The sequence below is a fragment of the Mesorhizobium sp. ANAO-SY3R2 genome, from assembly GCF_042466635.1.
Taxonomy (GTDB): domain Bacteria; phylum Pseudomonadota; class Alphaproteobacteria; order Rhizobiales; family Rhizobiaceae; genus Aminobacter.
Genome location: NZ_CP159955.1, coordinates 1,346,402 through 1,362,679 on the forward strand (window position 1 = coordinate 1,346,402; position 16,278 = coordinate 1,362,679).

Annotated in this window: 17 protein-coding genes and 1 riboswitch; of the genes, 8 read left to right on the forward strand and 9 right to left on the reverse strand. The window is 63.7% G+C overall.

The genetic code is table 11. The features are described 5' to 3' along the window. Positions 1–154: 154 nt before the first annotated feature. The gene (locus tag ABSY17_RS11245; protein WP_378950284.1) at positions 155–541 is read left to right on the forward strand and encodes a MerR family DNA-binding transcriptional regulator; all 387 of its coding nucleotides are present in this window, start codon (positions 155–157) and stop codon (positions 539–541) included. A gap of 4 nt (positions 542–545) precedes the next feature. Here the strand turns inward: ABSY17_RS11245 and ABSY17_RS11250 are convergent, their stop codons facing one another. Together ABSY17_RS11250 and ABSY17_RS11255 are read right to left on the reverse strand one after the other, a co-directional pair. Further along, a complete protein-coding gene (locus ABSY17_RS11250) occupies positions 546–1,022 on the reverse strand; it encodes a methyltransferase family protein (protein ID WP_378950286.1) in 477 nt (158 codons plus the stop codon). Further along, positions 1,019–2,023, reverse strand: coding sequence for a DUF1624 domain-containing protein (locus ABSY17_RS11255; RefSeq protein ID WP_378950288.1), 1,005 nt, complete (start codon positions 2,021–2,023; stop codon positions 1,019–1,021). The genes ABSY17_RS11250 and ABSY17_RS11255 overlap by 4 nt, the downstream gene beginning before the upstream one ends. A 269-nt stretch (positions 2,024–2,292) precedes the next feature. Then, positions 2,293–2,487, forward strand: a riboswitch (cobalamin riboswitch). A gap of 35 nt (positions 2,488–2,522) precedes the next feature. On the opposite strand from ABSY17_RS11255, the gene ABSY17_RS11260 reads away from it, so the two are divergent. From ABSY17_RS11260 to cobO, 4 genes are read left to right on the forward strand one after another with little or no spacing between them, the layout of a single operon-like run. After that, on the forward strand, positions 2,523–2,702 hold the full coding sequence (locus tag ABSY17_RS11260; RefSeq protein ID WP_269929724.1) for a CbtB-domain containing protein: 180 nt from the start codon (positions 2,523–2,525) through the stop codon (positions 2,700–2,702). A gap of 15 nt (positions 2,703–2,717) precedes the next feature. Beyond that, the gene (locus ABSY17_RS11265) at positions 2,718–3,479 is read left to right on the forward strand and encodes a CbtA family protein (protein WP_378950290.1); all 762 of its coding nucleotides are present in this window, start codon (positions 2,718–2,720) and stop codon (positions 3,477–3,479) included. Continuing rightward, on the forward strand, positions 3,463–3,981 hold the full coding sequence (gene cobU, locus ABSY17_RS11270; protein WP_378950292.1) for a bifunctional adenosylcobinamide kinase/adenosylcobinamide-phosphate guanylyltransferase: 519 nt from the start codon (positions 3,463–3,465) through the stop codon (positions 3,979–3,981). Before ABSY17_RS11265 ends, cobU begins: the two co-directional genes overlap by 17 nt. Before the next feature lies 1 nt (position 3,982). Then, positions 3,983–4,600 (forward strand): cob(I)yrinic acid a,c-diamide adenosyltransferase, encoded by a 618-nt coding sequence (cobO, locus tag ABSY17_RS11275; protein WP_378950294.1) that lies wholly within the window; start codon positions 3,983–3,985, stop codon positions 4,598–4,600. Between the two features lie 7 nt (positions 4,601–4,607). On the opposite strand, the gene cbiB is transcribed toward cobO, so the two are convergent. Further along, a complete protein-coding gene (gene cbiB / locus ABSY17_RS11280; protein ID WP_378950296.1) occupies positions 4,608–5,573 on the reverse strand; it encodes an adenosylcobinamide-phosphate synthase CbiB in 966 nt (321 codons plus the stop codon). On the opposite strand from cbiB, the gene cobD reads away from it, so the two are divergent. Both cobD and ABSY17_RS11290 read left to right on the forward strand, forming a co-directional pair. Next, complete coding sequence (gene cobD / locus ABSY17_RS11285) at positions 5,572–6,627, forward strand: threonine-phosphate decarboxylase CobD (protein WP_378950298.1); 1,056 nt, start codon at positions 5,572–5,574, stop codon at positions 6,625–6,627. The two genes, cbiB and cobD, sit on opposite strands and share 2 nt — an antisense overlap. Then, on the forward strand, positions 6,624–7,127 hold the full coding sequence (locus tag ABSY17_RS11290; RefSeq protein ID WP_378950300.1) for a tyrosine phosphatase family protein: 504 nt from the start codon (positions 6,624–6,626) through the stop codon (positions 7,125–7,127). Before cobD ends, ABSY17_RS11290 begins: the two co-directional genes overlap by 4 nt. On the opposite strand, the gene ABSY17_RS11295 is transcribed toward ABSY17_RS11290, so the two are convergent. The 6 genes from ABSY17_RS11295 to ABSY17_RS11320 form a co-directional block, all read right to left on the reverse strand. Beyond that, positions 7,124–7,927 (reverse strand): creatininase family protein, encoded by an 804-nt coding sequence (locus ABSY17_RS11295; protein ID WP_378950302.1) that lies wholly within the window; start codon positions 7,925–7,927, stop codon positions 7,124–7,126. The genes ABSY17_RS11290 and ABSY17_RS11295 overlap by 4 nt on opposite strands. A 70-nt stretch (positions 7,928–7,997) precedes the next feature. Then, positions 7,998–10,442: an FAD-dependent oxidoreductase gene (locus ABSY17_RS11300; protein WP_378950304.1), complete on the reverse strand. Its 2,445-nt coding sequence runs from the start codon at positions 10,440–10,442 to the stop codon at positions 7,998–8,000. Next, positions 10,439–11,620 (reverse strand): pyridoxal phosphate-dependent aminotransferase, encoded by a 1,182-nt coding sequence (locus ABSY17_RS11305; RefSeq protein WP_378950306.1) that lies wholly within the window; start codon positions 11,618–11,620, stop codon positions 10,439–10,441. Before ABSY17_RS11305 ends, ABSY17_RS11300 begins: the two co-directional genes overlap by 4 nt. Position 11,621: 1 nt before the next feature. After that, positions 11,622–12,308: an HAD-IA family hydrolase gene (locus ABSY17_RS11310; RefSeq protein ID WP_378950308.1), complete on the reverse strand. Its 687-nt coding sequence runs from the start codon at positions 12,306–12,308 to the stop codon at positions 11,622–11,624. Beyond that, positions 12,308–14,761, reverse strand: coding sequence for an FAD-dependent oxidoreductase (locus ABSY17_RS11315; protein WP_378950310.1), 2,454 nt, complete (start codon positions 14,759–14,761; stop codon positions 12,308–12,310). Before ABSY17_RS11315 ends, ABSY17_RS11310 begins: the two co-directional genes overlap by 1 nt. Before the next feature lie 21 nt (positions 14,762–14,782). Beyond that, on the reverse strand, positions 14,783–15,379 hold the full coding sequence (locus ABSY17_RS11320; protein WP_378950312.1) for a helix-turn-helix domain-containing protein: 597 nt from the start codon (positions 15,377–15,379) through the stop codon (positions 14,783–14,785). A 182-nt stretch (positions 15,380–15,561) separates the two neighbouring features. Here ABSY17_RS11320 and ABSY17_RS11325 point away from each other — a divergent pair, with 182 nt between their 5' ends. Next, positions 15,562–16,272: a nitroreductase gene (locus ABSY17_RS11325; RefSeq protein WP_378950314.1), complete on the forward strand. Its 711-nt coding sequence runs from the start codon at positions 15,562–15,564 to the stop codon at positions 16,270–16,272. Positions 16,273–16,278: the final 6 nt, after the last annotated feature.

Below are 16,278 nucleotides of genomic sequence, written 5' to 3' on the forward strand. Positions count from 1 at the left end.
TTGACTTTTACGTAAGTCGCGTGCGAGACTTTACACGGAATCGTGAGGATATCGTTGGCTGCGCGGCATTGCCTGCCGTATGGCGTTGCCGTCTCGGCTCATGCCTCGGCGGTATTTGGAAGCGGCGGCGCATCGCCCGTCGGGTGGAGCAACAATGCGGGAATATTATTCGATTACCGAGCTGACCCGCGAATTCGATATTTCGACGCGGACGCTGCGCTTCTACGAGGACGAGGGGCTGATTCAGCCGGTCCGCCGCGGCCGCACCCGGCTGTTCCGGCCGTCGGACAGGCATCTCATACGTCAGATCATGCGTGGCAAGCGGCTCGGTTTCTCGATCAACGAGATCCGCGAGATCATCCAGATGTACAAGGAGCCGCCCGGCGAGGTGGGGCAACTCAAGCTGATGATCAAGCGCATCGAGGAAAAGCGCGAAAATCTGCGCCAGAAGCGGCGCGATCTGGAAGAGACACTTGCCGAACTGGACCAGGCAGAAGAATCCTGCGTCGAGCGGCTAGTCGAGCTCGGCGTCACGACCTGAGTGCTCAGATCCAGCGACGCACCTTTCTCGCATAGTCGAGGTATTTCTTGCCGAAGCGGGCCTGCAGGTGCTTTTCCTCGCGTTCGATGGCGAGCTTCTGCGTGGCGAAGGCGGCGACCAGCGCCATGATGATGAACCATACGCTGCCGGCAATCAGCCCGATGGCGATCATCAGCAGCGTGTTGCCGAAATAGATCGGATTGCGCGTAAACGAGAATGCGCCTGATGTGACGAGATGGTCGGAGGCCCTGTCGGGGCGTATGGTCGTTTTGCCGCGCTTGAGTGCGCGCATCGCCGACACTTCGATGGCCACCACGCCCGCCACCGCCAACCAGCCGGCGGCGAAAAGCAGGTCCGAAATCGGCTCCGTGATCCATGGCAGCGGGTAGATCAGTCCCAGCACGACAGCCACCGCGATCGCCGCCAGATAGATGATCGGCGGCCATGGCACCCTGTTGGGCGCGACGTGGAAATTGGTCATTGCGCTCCTCCCATTGGCATTTCGCCGTCGGTCCGTGCGGTGCACATCTGGGCGGTGTCGCCGATATGCGCCCTCAGGTCCGTGCTCTTGTCACCAGCATAGATGCGATCGAGCGAATTATCCTTCTGCAAGTCGTCGAGCATGCAGACACAGTAGCGCGAGCAGAAATCGGTGTCGCGGCTCTGTTCGCAGGAGACCTGGCACGATCGGAGGAAACCTGTTTCGCGGGTTTCGATTGTGGCGGGGAAGATTTGCGCATAGGCCCAGACCAGCGAGATCAGCACCGGCTGGTGGATCAGGTAGAAGGCGAGGCTGTGGCGGCCGAAGAAGCCGACCGGCCGTGACCAGCGGCCCGGTTGCAACTGCGCCAGCTTGCCAAAAAGGTCGGCCCTCGAGGCCAGTCCCGCAGCACCAATGCCGGCAAGTACGGCGCCGAACCATGGAAACAGCGGCACGAAGTCATTGGAGCGCGGGTTGAACGTGGACAGGCCGATCCACAATAGAGCCGGATGGTTGAACAAGTCCGCACGCAAATAGTTCGGCGCGGCGATGACCAGGGCGGCAACGGCCAGCGTCAGCAGCGGCGGCAGGCGCAGGAAGGCGAGGCCGAGCACGCTGGCGAGAGCGATCTGGTGCAAGATACCGAAAAAGATGAAACTGTCTGGCGTGGCGACCCAGGTTGCAGCGGTGATTGCCAGCGCGGCAGCCACCACCATGGCCAGCCGGCGCCAGAAGCCCGGCCAACGGATGCCCTTGGCGTGCGCGAGCACCAGGCTGACTCCAACCAGGAACAGAAAGCTCGAAGCGATGCAGCGCGCAAACAGTCTCCAGTTGCCATAGGCGGTCATGCCCGGATCGGCATAGCCGAAGAATTCGAGGTCCCAAGTGAAATGATAGATCGCCATGGCGACGAGGGCTATGCCGCGGGCGATGTCGATGACTGCCACGCGCCGCGGGGAAACTTGAACGTCCTCTGATGTCGAATGCATCGTCGTGGCCATGGCTCGTCTTTTCGGGTGTTGCGCCGCCCATGCAGCACTATCATGGTTGAAGCGGGGCAGAAGAGGGAAGTGCTGCCGTCATGCACAGGGTTCAGGGACATGATTGGCCGCGCCAGTCGCTGACGAACGAATCTCGAAGAATGCGGCATCCACGACCGGCATCTGTGGCGGCTTCAGCATTTGGTCGCAGAACGAATGGCAGCGCGGACTTGACGCATTCTGGCGCTGCGGCGTCGGAATTTGGTTTGCCGCATGAGCCTTTTGTTTCTATAGTCGCGACCGTCGTCGGTTCCATTTGGAATCAAGAGGGAATGCGGTGAGGGTGTTTTTTGCCCGAAGCCGCGGCTGCCCCCGCAACTGTGTGCGGCTAGCTCTCCCCAAATGCCACTGAAGCGTGCTTCGGGAAGGCGGGGAAGGGTGTCGATCCGCAAGCCAGGAGACCTGCCGGCGACAAGTAGTACTCTCTATGCCCTCGGGTGGAGGGCGAAAGGACATTGATATGAACACTGTTTCTTCCGCAATCGGTGCCGGCGTTTCCTCGCAGTCGCGCGCCATGCAGCTTTCCCTGGCTGCTCTGCTTGGCCTTTTCGTCGTCGGCTTCCTCGGCTTCTCGCACATGGAAGTGGTGCACAATGCTGCCCACGACTATCGCCACTCGATGGCTTTCCCCTGCCACTGACGTAGGGTTTTCGCCATGTCTGTCTTTCGTAACGTCGTGTTCATCGCGGCGATCAGCGGCCTATTGGCCGGCGTGATCCTTGCCGCGCTGCAGACCTATGCAACCGTTCCGCTGATCCTCAAGGCCGAAACCTATGAAAATGCCGGCGGCGGCCATGACCATGGTGCCGCGCCAGTGGCTACAGCCGAGGCGACTGCCCCGGCTGCGGCAGCAACGGCCGCACCAGTCGAAGAGCAAGAAGCTTGGGGACCTGCCGATGGCTTCGAGCGTTTTGCCTATTCGGCTCTCGCCAACATCATCAGTGGCGTGGCTTTTGCGCTGATCCTGGTTGCTGCTTCGGAGTTTGCCGGCGGCATCGCCAACTGGCGCCAGGGCGTGTTCTGGGGCTTTGCCGGCTTTGCCGTCTTTACCCTGGCACCGGGCCTGGGCTTGCCACCCGAACTGCCGGCGATGCCGGCGGCTGATCTCGGTGCCCGCCAGATCTGGTGGACGATGACGGTGGTAGCCACTGCGGCCGGATTGGCGCTGATCGCCTTCAAGCAGTCGCTGCCGCTGGCCATTCTTGGCGTCGCGCTGATCGTTGCTCCCCATATCTTGGGCGCACCGCAGCCCGAGAGCCACGATTCGCCTGTGCCAGCCGACCTGCACCACAGCTTCGTCGTTGCGGTGACGATCACCAATCTGGTGTTCTGGGTGGTGCTTGGCGCTGTCGCTGGCATGGTGCGCAGCCGCTTTATGGGGGCGCAGCCTGAAGCGTTGCATGGCCGTCTTGCCTGAGAAGCTGACCTTCCTGCTCGGTGGCGCGCGCTCCGGTAAGAGCGCGCATGCCGAGCAGCGGATCACGCAATTTCCTGCGCCGTGGACCTACATCGCCACGGCTCAGGCCTATGACGAGGAGATGCGCGAGCGCATCTCTATCCACCAGTCGCGGCGTGGCGATGGTTGGCGGACACTAGATGCGCCGCTTGATCTCGTCGCCGCGCTCGACAGCGTCGCCGATGGCGAACCGGTGCTGATCGACTGCCTGACGCTGTGGCTTACCAATCACATGCTTGCCGAACATGACGTGGAAGCCGAAAGTGCACGTCTCGTCGATGTCCTGTCGCGGCCGCGCGGACCATGGTTCGTCGTCGCCAACGAGGTCGGGCTCGGCATCGTGCCTGACAATGCACTGGCCCGCCGCTTCCGCGATGCCGCCGGGCGGCTCAACCAGCGCGTTGCGGCTGCTGCCGACGAGGTGCTGTTCATGGTCGCCGGCCTGCCGATGAAGGTGAAGTGAGATGAAGGAAATCAACGACAGCGAAGCCGAGCGCCACCGTGCCAAGATGGCCAAGCGCAAGGCGGTGCAGGACGCCGAAGTGGCGGGAAAAACCATCGTCGAAAAGGGCCTGCTGATCGTCAATACCGGCCCCGGCAAGGGTAAGTCGACGGCCGCCTTCGGGCTCGCATTGCGCATGCTCGGCTATGGCCACCGTGTCGGCGTCGTCCAGTTCATCAAGGGCGCGTGGCATTCGGGCGAGCAGGATGCTTTCGCCGCCTTTGGCGACCGCGTCGTCTGGCACACGATGGGCGAGGGCTTCACCTGGGAAACACAGGACGTCAAGCGCGACATCGCCGCCGCCGAGGCCGCCTGGGCCAAGGCGCAGGAGCTTATGGCCGATCCGACGATCGCGCTTGTGGTGCTCGACGAGCTCAACATCGCGTTGCGCTACGACTATCTCGATCTTGACGCCGTGGTCGCAGCGCTCAAGGGGCGCCGCGAGGGGCTGCATGTCGTGGTAACCGGCCGCAATGCCAAGCCGGCGCTGGTCGAGGCTGCAGACCTCGTCACCGAGATGGGCGCGACCAAGCACCACTTTGCATCAGGGGTGAAAGCGCAGAAGGGAATCGAGTTCTAGCTCGAACTCAAGCGATCAGCGCCAGGGCAATCAGCCCCATGCCGCCGACAAGCAACGCGTCTGCCGTCCAGTAGAGCCTGAGTGCGGCGCGGATGTCCCGGGCATTTGCCTCGCGCCGGCCGCCGTCGCCCATCAAGGCGTCGTCCACCATCACCCCGCCATAGGCGCGCGGGCCGGCAAGAGCCAGGCCCAGTGCGCCGGCCATAGCCGCTTCCGGCCAGCCGGCATTGGGCGAGCGATGCTTGCGAGCGTCGCGCAAGACTGCCTTCCACGCGCCTTTTGGATCGGTGCCGGGGACGAGGAAAGCGGCGAGGACGATCGACAGTGCGGTGAGGCGCGAGGCCGGCAGGTTGATGAGGTCATCGAACCGGGCCGCAGCCCATCCGAAGGCCTCGTGGCGCTTGGTGCGATGGCCGATCATCGAATCGGCGGTGTTGGCAGCCTTGTAGGCGGCACCACCGGCGAAGCCGAAGATGGCGAGCCAGAAGGCGGGTGCGGTGATGCCGTCGGAAAAATTCTCGGCCAGGCTTTCGATTGCCGCGCGGCAGACGCCTGCCTCGTCGAGGCGTTCGGGGTCACGGCCGACGATCTGCGATACGGCCTTGCGCCCGGCGACGATGCCGCCGCTGTCGAGCGCGTCGGCGACGGCCTTCACATGGCTGCCGAGGCTGCGCTGGGCAACGAGGCTGGAGGCGGCGATGGCGGTCAGGAAGATGCCGAAGGGCACAAGCCCGAAAAGCCGTTCGACGGCAAAGGCGATTGCTGCGGGCACGGAGACGAGGACGACGAGTGCGACCACGCCCCAAATACGCCGCGTGGCGTCGGAATCGGTGGCGCGGTTGAGGCGGTCGTCGAGAAAGGATATCAGCTTGCCGATCCAGATCACTGGATGGCCGATGGCCCGCACCAGCCGGTCGGGGTAGCCGAGACCGAGTTCAACCAGAAGCGACAGGAAGGCGAGCGGAACGAACATGACGCTTCTTGATGGACGAAGGACTGGAACGATCGACCACGGCGGCAGCCTGGAACGGGCGAGGGCGCTGTTTCCGAAAGCGCCCCAGCCGTTCGTCGACTTGTCGACCGGGATCAACCCGCACTCCTATCCGCTTTTCGAGTTGCCTGCCACCGCCTTGTCGCGCCTGCCCGAGCCGGGACGCGCACGCGACCTCGCTGCAGTGGCGGCCACAGCCTATGGCGCACCTTCGGCAGCCAATGTGGTACCAGCGCCGGGTACGCAGATCCTGTTGTCGCGCATCGCCTCGCTGGTGCGGCCTGGCCGCGCATTCGTGCTTGGGCCGACCTACCAGGAGCACGCGCGCGCAGCCGCGATTGCCGGGCATGAGGTGGCCGAGGTGCGTTCGTTCGAGCGGCTTTTCGAGGCCGACCTCGCCGTCGTGGTAAATCCCAATAACCCGGACGGGAGGGTAGTGTCGCGCGCCGACCTGCTAGACCTGGCCACCCGATTGCGCGCCAAGGGTGGCTTGCTGGTCGTCGACGAGGCCTTCATGGATGTCGGTCCGCGTGCCGAAAGTGTTGCCGGCGATGTCGACCTGGGCGGCATCGTGGTGCTGCGCTCCTTCGGCAAATTCTTTGGCCTGGCGGGAATCCGGCTTGGCTTTGCGATTGCACAGCCGGCAATTGCGGAGCGGCTCGAAGAAGAACTCGGGCCGTGGGCGGTCGCGGTTCCGGCGCTCGAGTATGGCATCAAGGCGCTTTCCGACACCGCCTGGCATACGGAGATGCGGGCGACCCTCACGAAAGCGGCGCACCGGCTGGACCAGGCTTTTGCCCGCGCCGGCGTCATCGTCACCGGCGGCACATCGCTGTTCCGCCATGTCGATATCGAGGACGCCGCAAGTCTGTTTGCGGCGCTCGGCCGCGAAGGCATTCTGGTGCGCAGCTTCGCCGACCGGCCGACGCAGCTGCGCTGTGGCCTGCCCGGCACGGAAGTCGAGTGGCGGCGGCTGGATGTGGCACTGGGCGACTGGGCGCAGGACCGACAGGCGGCGAAGGGGGCCAAGCGATGATCCATGTCTGCCCGCTGTCCAAGGTCGGCGACACGGTCACGCGCGTTGGAGCGGAGCGGCTGATCACGCTGCTGTCGGCTGGCACCGAAATGACGCGGCCGGACGCCATTCGCGCCGAAAACCACCTTTTCATCAAGATGAACGACATTGCTGTCGAGCAGGACGGCATGACCCTGCCCGGTGAGGCGCATGTGTGGCAGTTGCTCGGTTTTACCGATAGCTGGGACCGGGCACGGCCGCTGGCGATCAATTGCTACGCGGGGGTCAGCCGCTCGACGGCCTCGGCCTACATCATCGCCGCGGCCCTTTCGCCATCGCGCGACGAGGCGGAACTCGCGACAACGCTGCGCCGACTTTCGCCGACGGCAACGCCCAATCCGCGGCTGATCGCGGTCGCCGACCAGATTCTTGGGCGCAGCGGCCGGATGATCGCGGCGATCCAGGCAATTGGCCGGGGAGCGGATTGCTTCGAGGGCGTGCCGTTCGGGTTGGAAATCTAGGCCAGCCACTCCGGGAGACTTGCCTTGCGGATGTCCTGCAGCAGCTTGACGAAGCCGTCTGCCTGATGGGCTGCGGTCAGGCGGCCCTTTTCGGCGGTGGCGATGGCGGCATTGCCGACCACGCCATGCGGGTTGAGGTCGGACGCAATCCACGAGAAGCCATGCGGGCCGTGCGGCCGCAAAAGCTCGAATCCACTCTCGGCCCGGGTGAAGCTCGAGGCAAAATCCTCGGCCTGCGCCATGTCCACCAGTTCGGGCCGGAAATGGAGCATCAGCGAGGTCTCGACATCGCCACCATGGATGCCGAGCTGGATTTCGCGGGCAGGGTAGAGGCCGTCGGGAGTGCCGAAACGGCCCCAGCTTGACCGCACCGACAGCGCGCCGAAGCGCACGCGCAGTTCGCGCGAGACGATGCCCATCACCTCTTCATTGCCGCCATGGGAGGTGACAAAGACGAATTTGCGGATGCCGGCGCGGGCAATTGAGGCGCCGAGCTCCGTCCAGCAGTCGATCAGCATATTGGCAGGCAGGCTGAGCGTGCCCGGCGCGTAGATGTGCTCGTCGGATTTGCCGACGGCCTGGATAGGCAGGAAGCGGGCGTCGAGATTTTCGGGCAGCCTCGAGAAAACCTCCGAAAGCATGCCCTCCATGATGGCAGCGTCGGTCGAGACGGGCAGATGCGGGCCGTGCTGCTCGATGGCTGCGACCGGGATGACGGCAATCGTCGCTTCGGGATCGAGACCGGTGAAATCGCCCGCCTTGAAGTCACCCCACCAGACGCGTCGGTTCTGTTTCGTCACAATCAGGCCTCGCCAAATGAAATCCGCATTCGACTGAATATGTCAGCGTGGTCCCTTTTGTAAGGGGCGGCTACATCCTGACACGTTCGGCCCTAGGATCGTACATCGGTCTGAGCGACGCCTCCGCCGCGAAGCGCTCACCGGCGATCTCGATCTCGTAGCGCGAGCCGAGCATCTCGGCTTCGGTTTCATCCCTGCACGGCACGTAGCCGAGGCCGATGGCGCCACCGAGGTGGTGGCCGTAGTTGCCCGAGGTGATGGTTCCGACGATCCTGCCGTCGCGGACGATGGCCTCGTTGTGGAAGAGTAGCGGTTCCGGGTCGGTAAGGCGGAACTGGACCAGCCGGCGATCGAGACCGGCCTCCTTCTTCCGAAGCACGGCGTCGCGGCCGAGAAAATTATCCTTGGCAGTCTTCAACGCGAAACCGAGCCCGGCTTCCAGCACATGGTCTTCATCGGTGATGTCGTGGCCGAAGTGCCGAAAAGCCTTTTCGATGCGGCAGGAATCGAGGCTGTGCAGGCCGCAGAGCTTCAGCCCCATCTCCGCCCCAGCCGCTTCGATGGCTTCGAAGACATGGGCGGCCTGATCGGTCGACACGTATAGTTCCCAGCCGAGTTCGCCGACATAGGTGACACGGTGGGCGCGGGCGAGGCCCATGCCGATCTCGATCTCTTGCCACGTGCCGAACGGATTTTTGTCATTGGAGAAATCGTTGGGGCTGACCTTCCCAATCAGTTCGCGCGACTTCGGCCCCATCAAGCACAGTACGCTTTCAGAAGCGGTGACATCGGAGATGACGACGAACTCGTCGCGAAGATGTTTGCGCAGCCAGGCGAGGTCGCGCTGCAGCGTGGCACCAGGCACAACGGCCAGAAAGGCCGTTGGCGAAAGCCGCGTTACCGTCAGGTCGCTTTCGATGCCGCCGCGCTGGTTGAGCATCTGGGTGTAGACTATCCTGCCCGGCTCGACGTTCATGTCGTTGGCGCAGAGGCGCTGCAGATAGGCAAGCGCGTCGCGGCCTTCGATGCGGATCTTGCCAAACGAGGTCATGTCGAACAGGCCGACGCCATTGCGCACGGCCAGATGTTCGTCGCGCTGGTTGTCGAACCAGTTCTGCCGCTTCCAGGAGTATTTGTATTCGCGCTCCTGGCCCGACTTGGCAAACCAGTTGGCGCGCTCCCAGCCGGCGACTTCGCCGAAGACTGCGCCGCGCGCTTTCAGATGCTCGTGCAGCGGCGAGCGTCGCACACCGCGGGAAGTTGCCATCTGGCGATAGGGAAAATGGTCGGCGTAGAGCAGGCCGAGCGTTTCGGACACACGCTCCCTGAGATAGCGCCGGTTCTTCTGGAACGGCTGGGCGCGGCGGATGTCGACCTCCCAGAGGTCGAACGGCGCCTCGCCGTCGTGGATCCACTGCGCCAGCGCCATGCCGGCGCCGCCTGACGAAACGATGCCGATCGAATTGTAGCCGGCGGCGACCCAGTAGCCACCGAGTTCGGGCGCTTCGCCGAGATAGTAGCGGTCGTCAGGCGTAAAACTCTCGGGACCGTTGAAGAAGGTATGGATGCCGGCAGTTTCCAGCATCGGCATTCGGTTCACGCCCATTTCGAGGATCGGCGTGAAATGGTCCATGTCTTCGGGCAGTTGGTCGAAACAAAAATCCTCGCGGATGCCGCCCATGCCCCAGGGCTTGGCCACCGGCTCGAAGGCGCCGAGCATCATCTTGCCTGCGTCTTCCTTGTAGTAGGCGCACTCGTCCGGCACGCGCAGCACCGGCAGGCGGCCGAGGCCCTGGATCGCCTCGGTGACGAGATAGAAGTGCTCGCAGGCATGCAGGGGGATGGTGACGCCGTTGCGCTGCCCGAGTTCGCGTGCCCACATGCCGGCGCAGTTGACGACGATGTCGGTCGCGATCATGCCCTGTTCGCCGTCCTGCGCCCAGGACACGCCCGAGACGTGGCCATCTTTGGTGTGGACCTTGGTGACCTTGACGTTTTCGACGATCCTCGCGCCGCGCTGGCGTGCGCCCTTGGCGAGCGCCATCGCGATATTGGCCGGGTCGCACTGGCCGTCGAGCGGCAGATGCACGGCGCCGACCACGTCAGAGACATTGAGATGGGGGTACATCTCTTTGACTTCGTTGGGCGAAATCTCGCGCACGTCGACATTGAAGGCGCGTGCCAGTGAGGCCTGGCGGTAGATCTCGTGCTTGCGCTCCTCCGTCAGTGCGACCGTGATCGAGCCGACTTGACGCATGCCGGTGGCGACACCAGTCTCGGCCTCGAGCCTGACGTAGAGGTCGGCAGAATATTTGGCGAGCCGCGTCATGTTCTGGGAAGCCCGCAATTGCCCGATCAGTCCCGCCGCGTGCCAAGTCGTGCCTGATGTGAGCTGCTTGCGCTCCAGAAGCACGATGTCGGTCCAGCCTAGCTTCGCCAGGTGATAGGCGACGGAACAGCCGGACACGCCGCCGCCGATGATGACGGCGCGGGCACGGGCGGGGATTTCGGTCATGCGGCTGATCTCCCGTAGCTGTTGGCAAAGCGCCTCAGGCGGCCGGCTGCTTCCTTGAGCACATCATCGGGCTGGCACAGGCTGATGCGGATGTGGCCGGCGGCGGCATCACCGAAGCTGATGCCGGGCATCACCGCGACCTTCTCGCGTTCGAGCAGGTTCCAGGCGAATTTCTCGCAGTCGGGCTCGATGGCGCTGACGTCGAGCATGACATACATGCCGCCTTCCGAACCGCGCACGGTGACGTTGTTGAGACCACGCATCTGGTCGACGAAAAGCGTGCGGCGGCCGGCATAGGTGCTGGCGATCTGCTCGACACCGAATTCGTTCTCCAGCGCCTCGATCGCCGCGCGGCTGACGAAATCGGTCAAGCCATAGGTGGTGACGAGGTTGAGGTTGATGATCAGCGAGACGAGGTCGGCGGGTGCGGTCAGCCAGCCGATGCGCCAGCCTGTCATGCCATGGCTCTTGGACATCGAGTTGATGACCAGCGTGCGCTCGGCCATGCCGGGCAGGGCGCGCGGGGACATGTGCTCGCCGCCGCCGAGGGTCCAGTAGACCTCATCCGACAGCAACCACAGGTCACGCCGGATGCAAAGTTCGGCAATGTCTTCCAGGCATTTTCTGGAATAGACGGCGCCGGTCGGATTATTGGGCGTGTTGATCAGGATCGAACGCGTGTTGGGCTTGAGCGCCTTCTCGATCTCCTCGGCTCGGGGCTGAAAACCGTCGGCGGCGTGGGCCTCGACCACCGTGTAGCTGGTGCCGGCCGCGCGGAACGTGCCGGGGTAGGTGGCATAATAGGGCGCTACCACCACGGCGTGGTCGCCCGGATCGTGCGTCGCCTGCACCGCGGCGTAGAGAGCGGCCTGTCCGCCTGGCGTGGCGATGATCTCGGCGAGTGCCGTATCGACACCGGTGCAGCGGGCAGAGACCTTGGCCATGGCGGCGCGCAGGCGCGGCAGGCCGGGCAACTGTGTGTAGTGATGGTAGCCTGCACGGACAGCGTCGACACAGGCCTCGACCGTCTCCGACGGCGTGTCGAAGTCGTGGTCACCGACTGACAGCATGATGATGTCCTCGCCGGCCTGCTTGCGCGTCATGGCGGCGAAGTGCACCTCCCAGCCATCCTTGCCGGAGGGAACGATGCCGGAGATGCGAGAGGATGGTTTGGGCATGTTAGGCTCCCGCATCCTGCAGGGCCGCGAGACGGGCGAGCGTCAGCCTGCTTGAGCTGTCGAGCCGGGGTGTCAGCGCACCGTAGCCGGAGATGGAAGGATGCGGGGTGCCGCCGGCATGATTGTGCGTGGCGGTGATAACCAGCACATGCGCGCCCGCAGCTTCCGCCGCACGAATGCCGGCCGGCGCATCTTCGAACACGAGGCAATCCTGCGGCTTGTGGCCGAGCCGTTCGGCGCCAAGCAGGAAGCAGTCGGGCGCAGGCTTGCCGTTAGCAACGTCCTCGCCAGTGACCATCAACTGCGGAATCGGCAGGCCGGCCGCTTCAAGTCTGCGGATCGCCAGCCTGCGCGGCGCAGACGTCACGATCGCCCAGCGATCGGCAGGCAGAGCGTTGAGGAAGGTGGCGGCGCCATGGATGGATTCGATGCCATCGACGTCGTCGAATTCGGCCTGGGTCAGCTCCTCGATTTCGGTCATCAGATCGATACCAGGAAGATTCAGCCTCGAAATCGTCTCGTACGCTCGCACGCCGTGAATGGTCGGCAGGAAGGTTTCGACTTCGAGCCCATGCTTTATCGCCCAGGTCGTCCAGACGCGTTCGGTGGCGGCGATCGAGCTCAGGATGGTGCCGTCCATGTCGAACATGAAGGCGTCGAAAGCTCGATCAGGGAAGGGAAGGGTCATCAGGAACGTAGCCTTTCGTTTTCAGGATCCCACAAGGGCTTGTCTTCCTGGACCGCCGCCTTGAAACGTTCGCCGAAAATCTCGACTTCCACATTGGTGCCCGGCGCGGCCAGATCGGCCCGCAGCATGCCCAGCGCAATCGATTTGTCCACCCTGTGGCCCCAGCCTCCTGACGTGGTCTCACCGACAATCTGGCCATTGTGCCAGAGCGTCGACATGTAAGGCGCATCGCATTCGCCCGGATTGTCGATCACAAGTGTGACGAAGCGCTTTTTCACACCTTGCTGCTTTTCGCTGAGCAACGCCCCCTTGCCGCGGAATTCGGGCTTGTCCCATTTGACGAAGCGTTCGAGCCCGCCCTGAAGGATGGTGTAGTCGGTGGAAAGGTCGCCCTTCCAGGCGCGGTAGCCCTTTTCCAGCCGGAGCGAATCCAGCGCGAACATGCCGAAGGGCTTCAGGCTGTACCGCTGCCCTGCCGCCCAGATGGCGTCGAACACCGTGGCCGTGTCGGCAACCTTGGTGTGGATTTCCCAGCCGAGCTCGCCGGCGAAGGAGACGCGCACGAGCTTGGACCAGCGGCCGGTGATGGTGGTCTCCTGGTGGGTTAGCCACGGTTTGGAAAGATCGGCCTCACAGACCTCGGTCAGAATTTTCCGCGACTGGGGCCCAGTGAGGATCTGGGTCGAATATTCCTCGGTGCGGTCGATCAGCTTGAAGCTGGCCTTTTCGGGCATGTGCGACTTGAGCCACTCGAAATCATGCCATTGTGCAACGGCAGCGGTGATCAGCGTCATCAGGTCTTCGGAGTGGCGCACCACTGACATTTCGGTGACGATGCGGCCCTTGTCGTCGGCGAAGTAGCACAGGCCGATGCGGCCCACCTTGGGCACGCCGCCGGTGATCTGCGTTTCCAGCCATTCAGCAGCGCCCGGACCGTCGAGATTGAAGCGGCTGAAGCCGGGCAGATCCAGAATGCCGGCGGCATCGCGCACGGCGAGGCATTCTTCGCGGATTCTTTTCTCCCAAGGGCCGGAGCGGGCGAAGGTCTGGGTCGCTTCCTCCGACGTGTCATCACCCGGTTGGGCGTACCATGTTGCGCGCTCCCAGCCATTGTAGGCGTTGAACTGCGCGCCGAGGGCGGCGATTCGGTCGTGGATGGGCGAGAGCTTGCGGTTGCGCGCCGCCGGCCAGGCGTGGCGCGGGAAGTGGATGGCATATTCGTGGCCATAGACCTCCTTGCCCTTGGCAATCGCGCAATCGGGGGCCGAGGCGAAGGCGGTGAAGCGGCGCGGGTCGCAGGACCACATGTCCCATTCGGTCTCGCCCTGCGTCACCCATTCGGCCAGAACTTTGCCGGCACCTCCCGCCTGCGCGATGCCGAAGGTGAAGACGCAGGCCTCGAAGGCGTTGGGCACGCCGGGCATCGGCCCGATCAGCGGATTGCCGTCGGGTGTATAGGGGATCGGGCCGTTGATGACCTTGGAAAGTCCTGCCGTGCCGAGGATCGGCACGCGGCGGACGGCGTCGTCGAGATACCATTCCAGCCGCTCGAGATCATCAGGATAGAGCTGGAAGGAGAAGTCCGCCGGCATCTGGTCATCTGGCGTTACCCAATGGGCGCGGCAGTTGCGCTCATAGGGGCCGAGATTCATCCCGTTCTTCTCTTGGCGGAGATAGTAGGAGGTATCGACGTCGCGCAGCAGCGGCAGTTTTCTGCCCGCCTCTTTCGACCATGCAGCCAGTTCAGGGATTTCGTCGAACAATATGTACTGGTGGCTCATCACCATCATCGGCACGTCGCGGCCGAACATCTTTCCTACCTCCGCCGCGCGATAGCCTGATGCGTTGACCACCTTTTCGCAGCGGATCTCGCCTTGCGAGGTGCTCACCGACCATTCGTCATTTTCGCGGCGGACCGATGTCACCGGGCAGAAGCGAATGATCTTCGCCCCCATGTCCCGTGCGCCCTTGGCCAGTGCCTGGGTCAGTTGGGCCGGATCGATGTCGCCGTCGCTCGGATCGTAAAGCGCACCCTTGAGGTCGTGCGTCTCGATGAAGGGGTAGCGGCGCTTGATCTCGTCGACGCCGATCACGTCGATGTCCATGCCCTGGTAGCGGCCCATGCCCTTGGCGCGCTGGAACTCCTGCATGCGTTCCTTTGTGTGGGCCAGCCGGATCGAGCCGGTGACGTGATAGTTCATCGGATAGTCGACCTCGGCCGCCAGCCCGCGATAGAGCTCGGTCGAGTAACGCTGCATGTTCATCAGCGACCAGGACGACGAAAACGTCGGCACATTGCCCGCCGCATGCCAGGTCGAGCCCGAGGTCAGCTCGTTCTTTTCGAGCAGCACGCAGTCGGTCCAGCCGGCCTTGGCGAGGTGATAGAGGCTGGAGACGCCGACCGCGCCTCCGCCGATGATCACCACGCGCGCCGTGCTCGGCAGATCAGCCATCATTTCCTCCCCAAAAGCCGCTCAATAGACCGGCGGCGACACCACCCAGATGACCACCGCAGGAACCGTACCCGGGTTCCTCCACCGGAACGGCTTGTGGTCGAAGCGAAAGCTGTCGCCCTCGCCAAGGCTGTGCCAGGTGCCGTTGATCTCGATATCGAAGCTCCCTGTCACGACGTAGCCAGCTTCCTCGGTGGGCCGCAGTGCCGGCTCGCGCAACTCGGCGCCCGGCGCAAAGATCGAGCGCAGCATTTCGAAACTTCCGCCGAGATCCGGCGACAGAAGCTCTTCCACCAGACCTGAATCGCTTGTGCCAAGTGTCCTGCGCAAGCCAGCGCGGACGATCGCGCCGCGCTCGGCCTCGCTGGGCGCCTCATGGGCGAAAAACAGGCTGACGGGGACGCCGAACAGATCGGCAAAGGCCCTGAGGTCGCCGATGGAGGGAACCGATAGTCCGCGCTCGACCTGGCTGACCCAGCCGACCGAGCGCCCGAGCTTCAGCGCGATCTCGGTAAGCGTCAGCCCGCGCGATTTGCGTAGCGCGCGCAGGTCGGCGGCGAGCAGATCGCCGGCCACACCGCTTTCCTTGCGCGCTGAAGTGTTTGCGATTGGACTCAAATGGGCTTTCTCGTGAAATTTTGTTTGCGAATTTCATGAGGCGGCATGGCTATGAAAACATCAAGTGCATTTTCATGGTCCAGCAAGTTTCTCTTGCGAGACTGCTGGCGAGAGTGCAAAGGCTCGGTTCGCACGGGCGGTGGGGGCGATCCGAAACCGAAACGATGCCATGGGGACAGCCAATGCTGGCGCCGGAAAACAAGCCACAGGATCTGGACGAGACGGATATCGTCGACGAGGCGATCATCTCGCGCCGGTCGGTGCGTGCCTTCCTGCCAATTCCTGTCGAGGAAGCCGTCATCCGCGACATCCTCGATGTCGCCGCGCGCGCGCCTTCAGGTACCAACATGCAGCCGTGGAAGGTCTATGTGACCACGGGTGAGACCCGGCAGCGCATCGGCGACGCCATCCTCAATTCAGGCGTCCGCGCCGAAAAGGCCGTGTGGGACGAGTACAAATACTATCCCGACCAGTTCTTCGAGCCCTATCTCGGACGCCGCCGCGCCAACGGCTTCGGTCTCTACAGCGCGCTTGGCATCGGCCGGCGCGAGGTCGACCGCATGCGCGCCCAGCACGACCGCAATTTCGTCTTCTTCGATGCGCCGGTCGGCATGATCTTCACCATCGATCGCCGGCTCAACCAGGGCTCGTGGATCGACTACGGCATGTTTTTGCAGAACATCATGATCGCGGCACGGGCGAGGGGTCTGCACACCTGCCCGCAGGCGGCGTTCGCACCCTATCACCGGCAGATCAGGCCGATCCTGGGCATTCCCGACGAGGAGGTCGTGGTCTGTGGCATGGCACTTGGCCATGAAGACACATCCAAGCCGGAAAACACTTTCCGCACCGATCGCGCCCCGCTCGAAGAGTGGGTGCAGTTCCTGAAGTAGCCGGCC

What these genes read in the sequence shown, in the direction of transcription:
- ABSY17_RS11245 (WP_378950284.1), top strand. Translation starts at nt 155, where the DNA reads ATGCGGGAATATTATTCGATTACCGAGCTGACCCGCGAATTCGATATT.
- ABSY17_RS11310 (WP_378950308.1), bottom strand. Translation starts at nt 12,308, where the DNA reads ATGACCCTTCCCTTCCCTGATCGAGCTTTCGACGCCTTCATGTTCGAC.
- cobD (WP_378950298.1), top strand. Translation starts at nt 5,572, where the DNA reads ATGACGCTTCTTGATGGACGAAGGACTGGAACGATCGACCACGGCGGC.
- cbiB (WP_378950296.1), bottom strand. Translation starts at nt 5,573, where the DNA reads ATGTTCGTTCCGCTCGCCTTCCTGTCGCTTCTGGTTGAACTCGGTCTC.
- cobU (WP_378950292.1), top strand. Translation starts at nt 3,463, where the DNA reads ATGGCCGTCTTGCCTGAGAAGCTGACCTTCCTGCTCGGTGGCGCGCGC.
- ABSY17_RS11300 (WP_378950304.1), bottom strand. Translation starts at nt 10,442, where the DNA reads ATGACCGAAATCCCCGCCCGTGCCCGCGCCGTCATCATCGGCGGCGGC.
- ABSY17_RS11265 (WP_378950290.1), top strand. Translation starts at nt 2,718, where the DNA reads ATGTCTGTCTTTCGTAACGTCGTGTTCATCGCGGCGATCAGCGGCCTA.
- ABSY17_RS11290 (WP_378950300.1), top strand. Translation starts at nt 6,624, where the DNA reads ATGATCCATGTCTGCCCGCTGTCCAAGGTCGGCGACACGGTCACGCGC.
- cobO (WP_378950294.1), top strand. Translation starts at nt 3,983, where the DNA reads ATGAAGGAAATCAACGACAGCGAAGCCGAGCGCCACCGTGCCAAGATG.
- ABSY17_RS11260 (WP_269929724.1), top strand. Translation starts at nt 2,523, where the DNA reads ATGAACACTGTTTCTTCCGCAATCGGTGCCGGCGTTTCCTCGCAGTCG.
- ABSY17_RS11255 (WP_378950288.1), bottom strand. Translation starts at nt 2,023, where the DNA reads ATGGCCACGACGATGCATTCGACATCAGAGGACGTTCAAGTTTCCCCG.
- ABSY17_RS11315 (WP_378950310.1), bottom strand. Translation starts at nt 14,761, where the DNA reads ATGGCTGATCTGCCGAGCACGGCGCGCGTGGTGATCATCGGCGGAGGC.
- ABSY17_RS11305 (WP_378950306.1), bottom strand. Translation starts at nt 11,620, where the DNA reads ATGCCCAAACCATCCTCTCGCATCTCCGGCATCGTTCCCTCCGGCAAG.
- ABSY17_RS11250 (WP_378950286.1), bottom strand. Translation starts at nt 1,022, where the DNA reads ATGACCAATTTCCACGTCGCGCCCAACAGGGTGCCATGGCCGCCGATC.
- ABSY17_RS11325 (WP_378950314.1), top strand. Translation starts at nt 15,562, where the DNA reads ATGCTGGCGCCGGAAAACAAGCCACAGGATCTGGACGAGACGGATATC.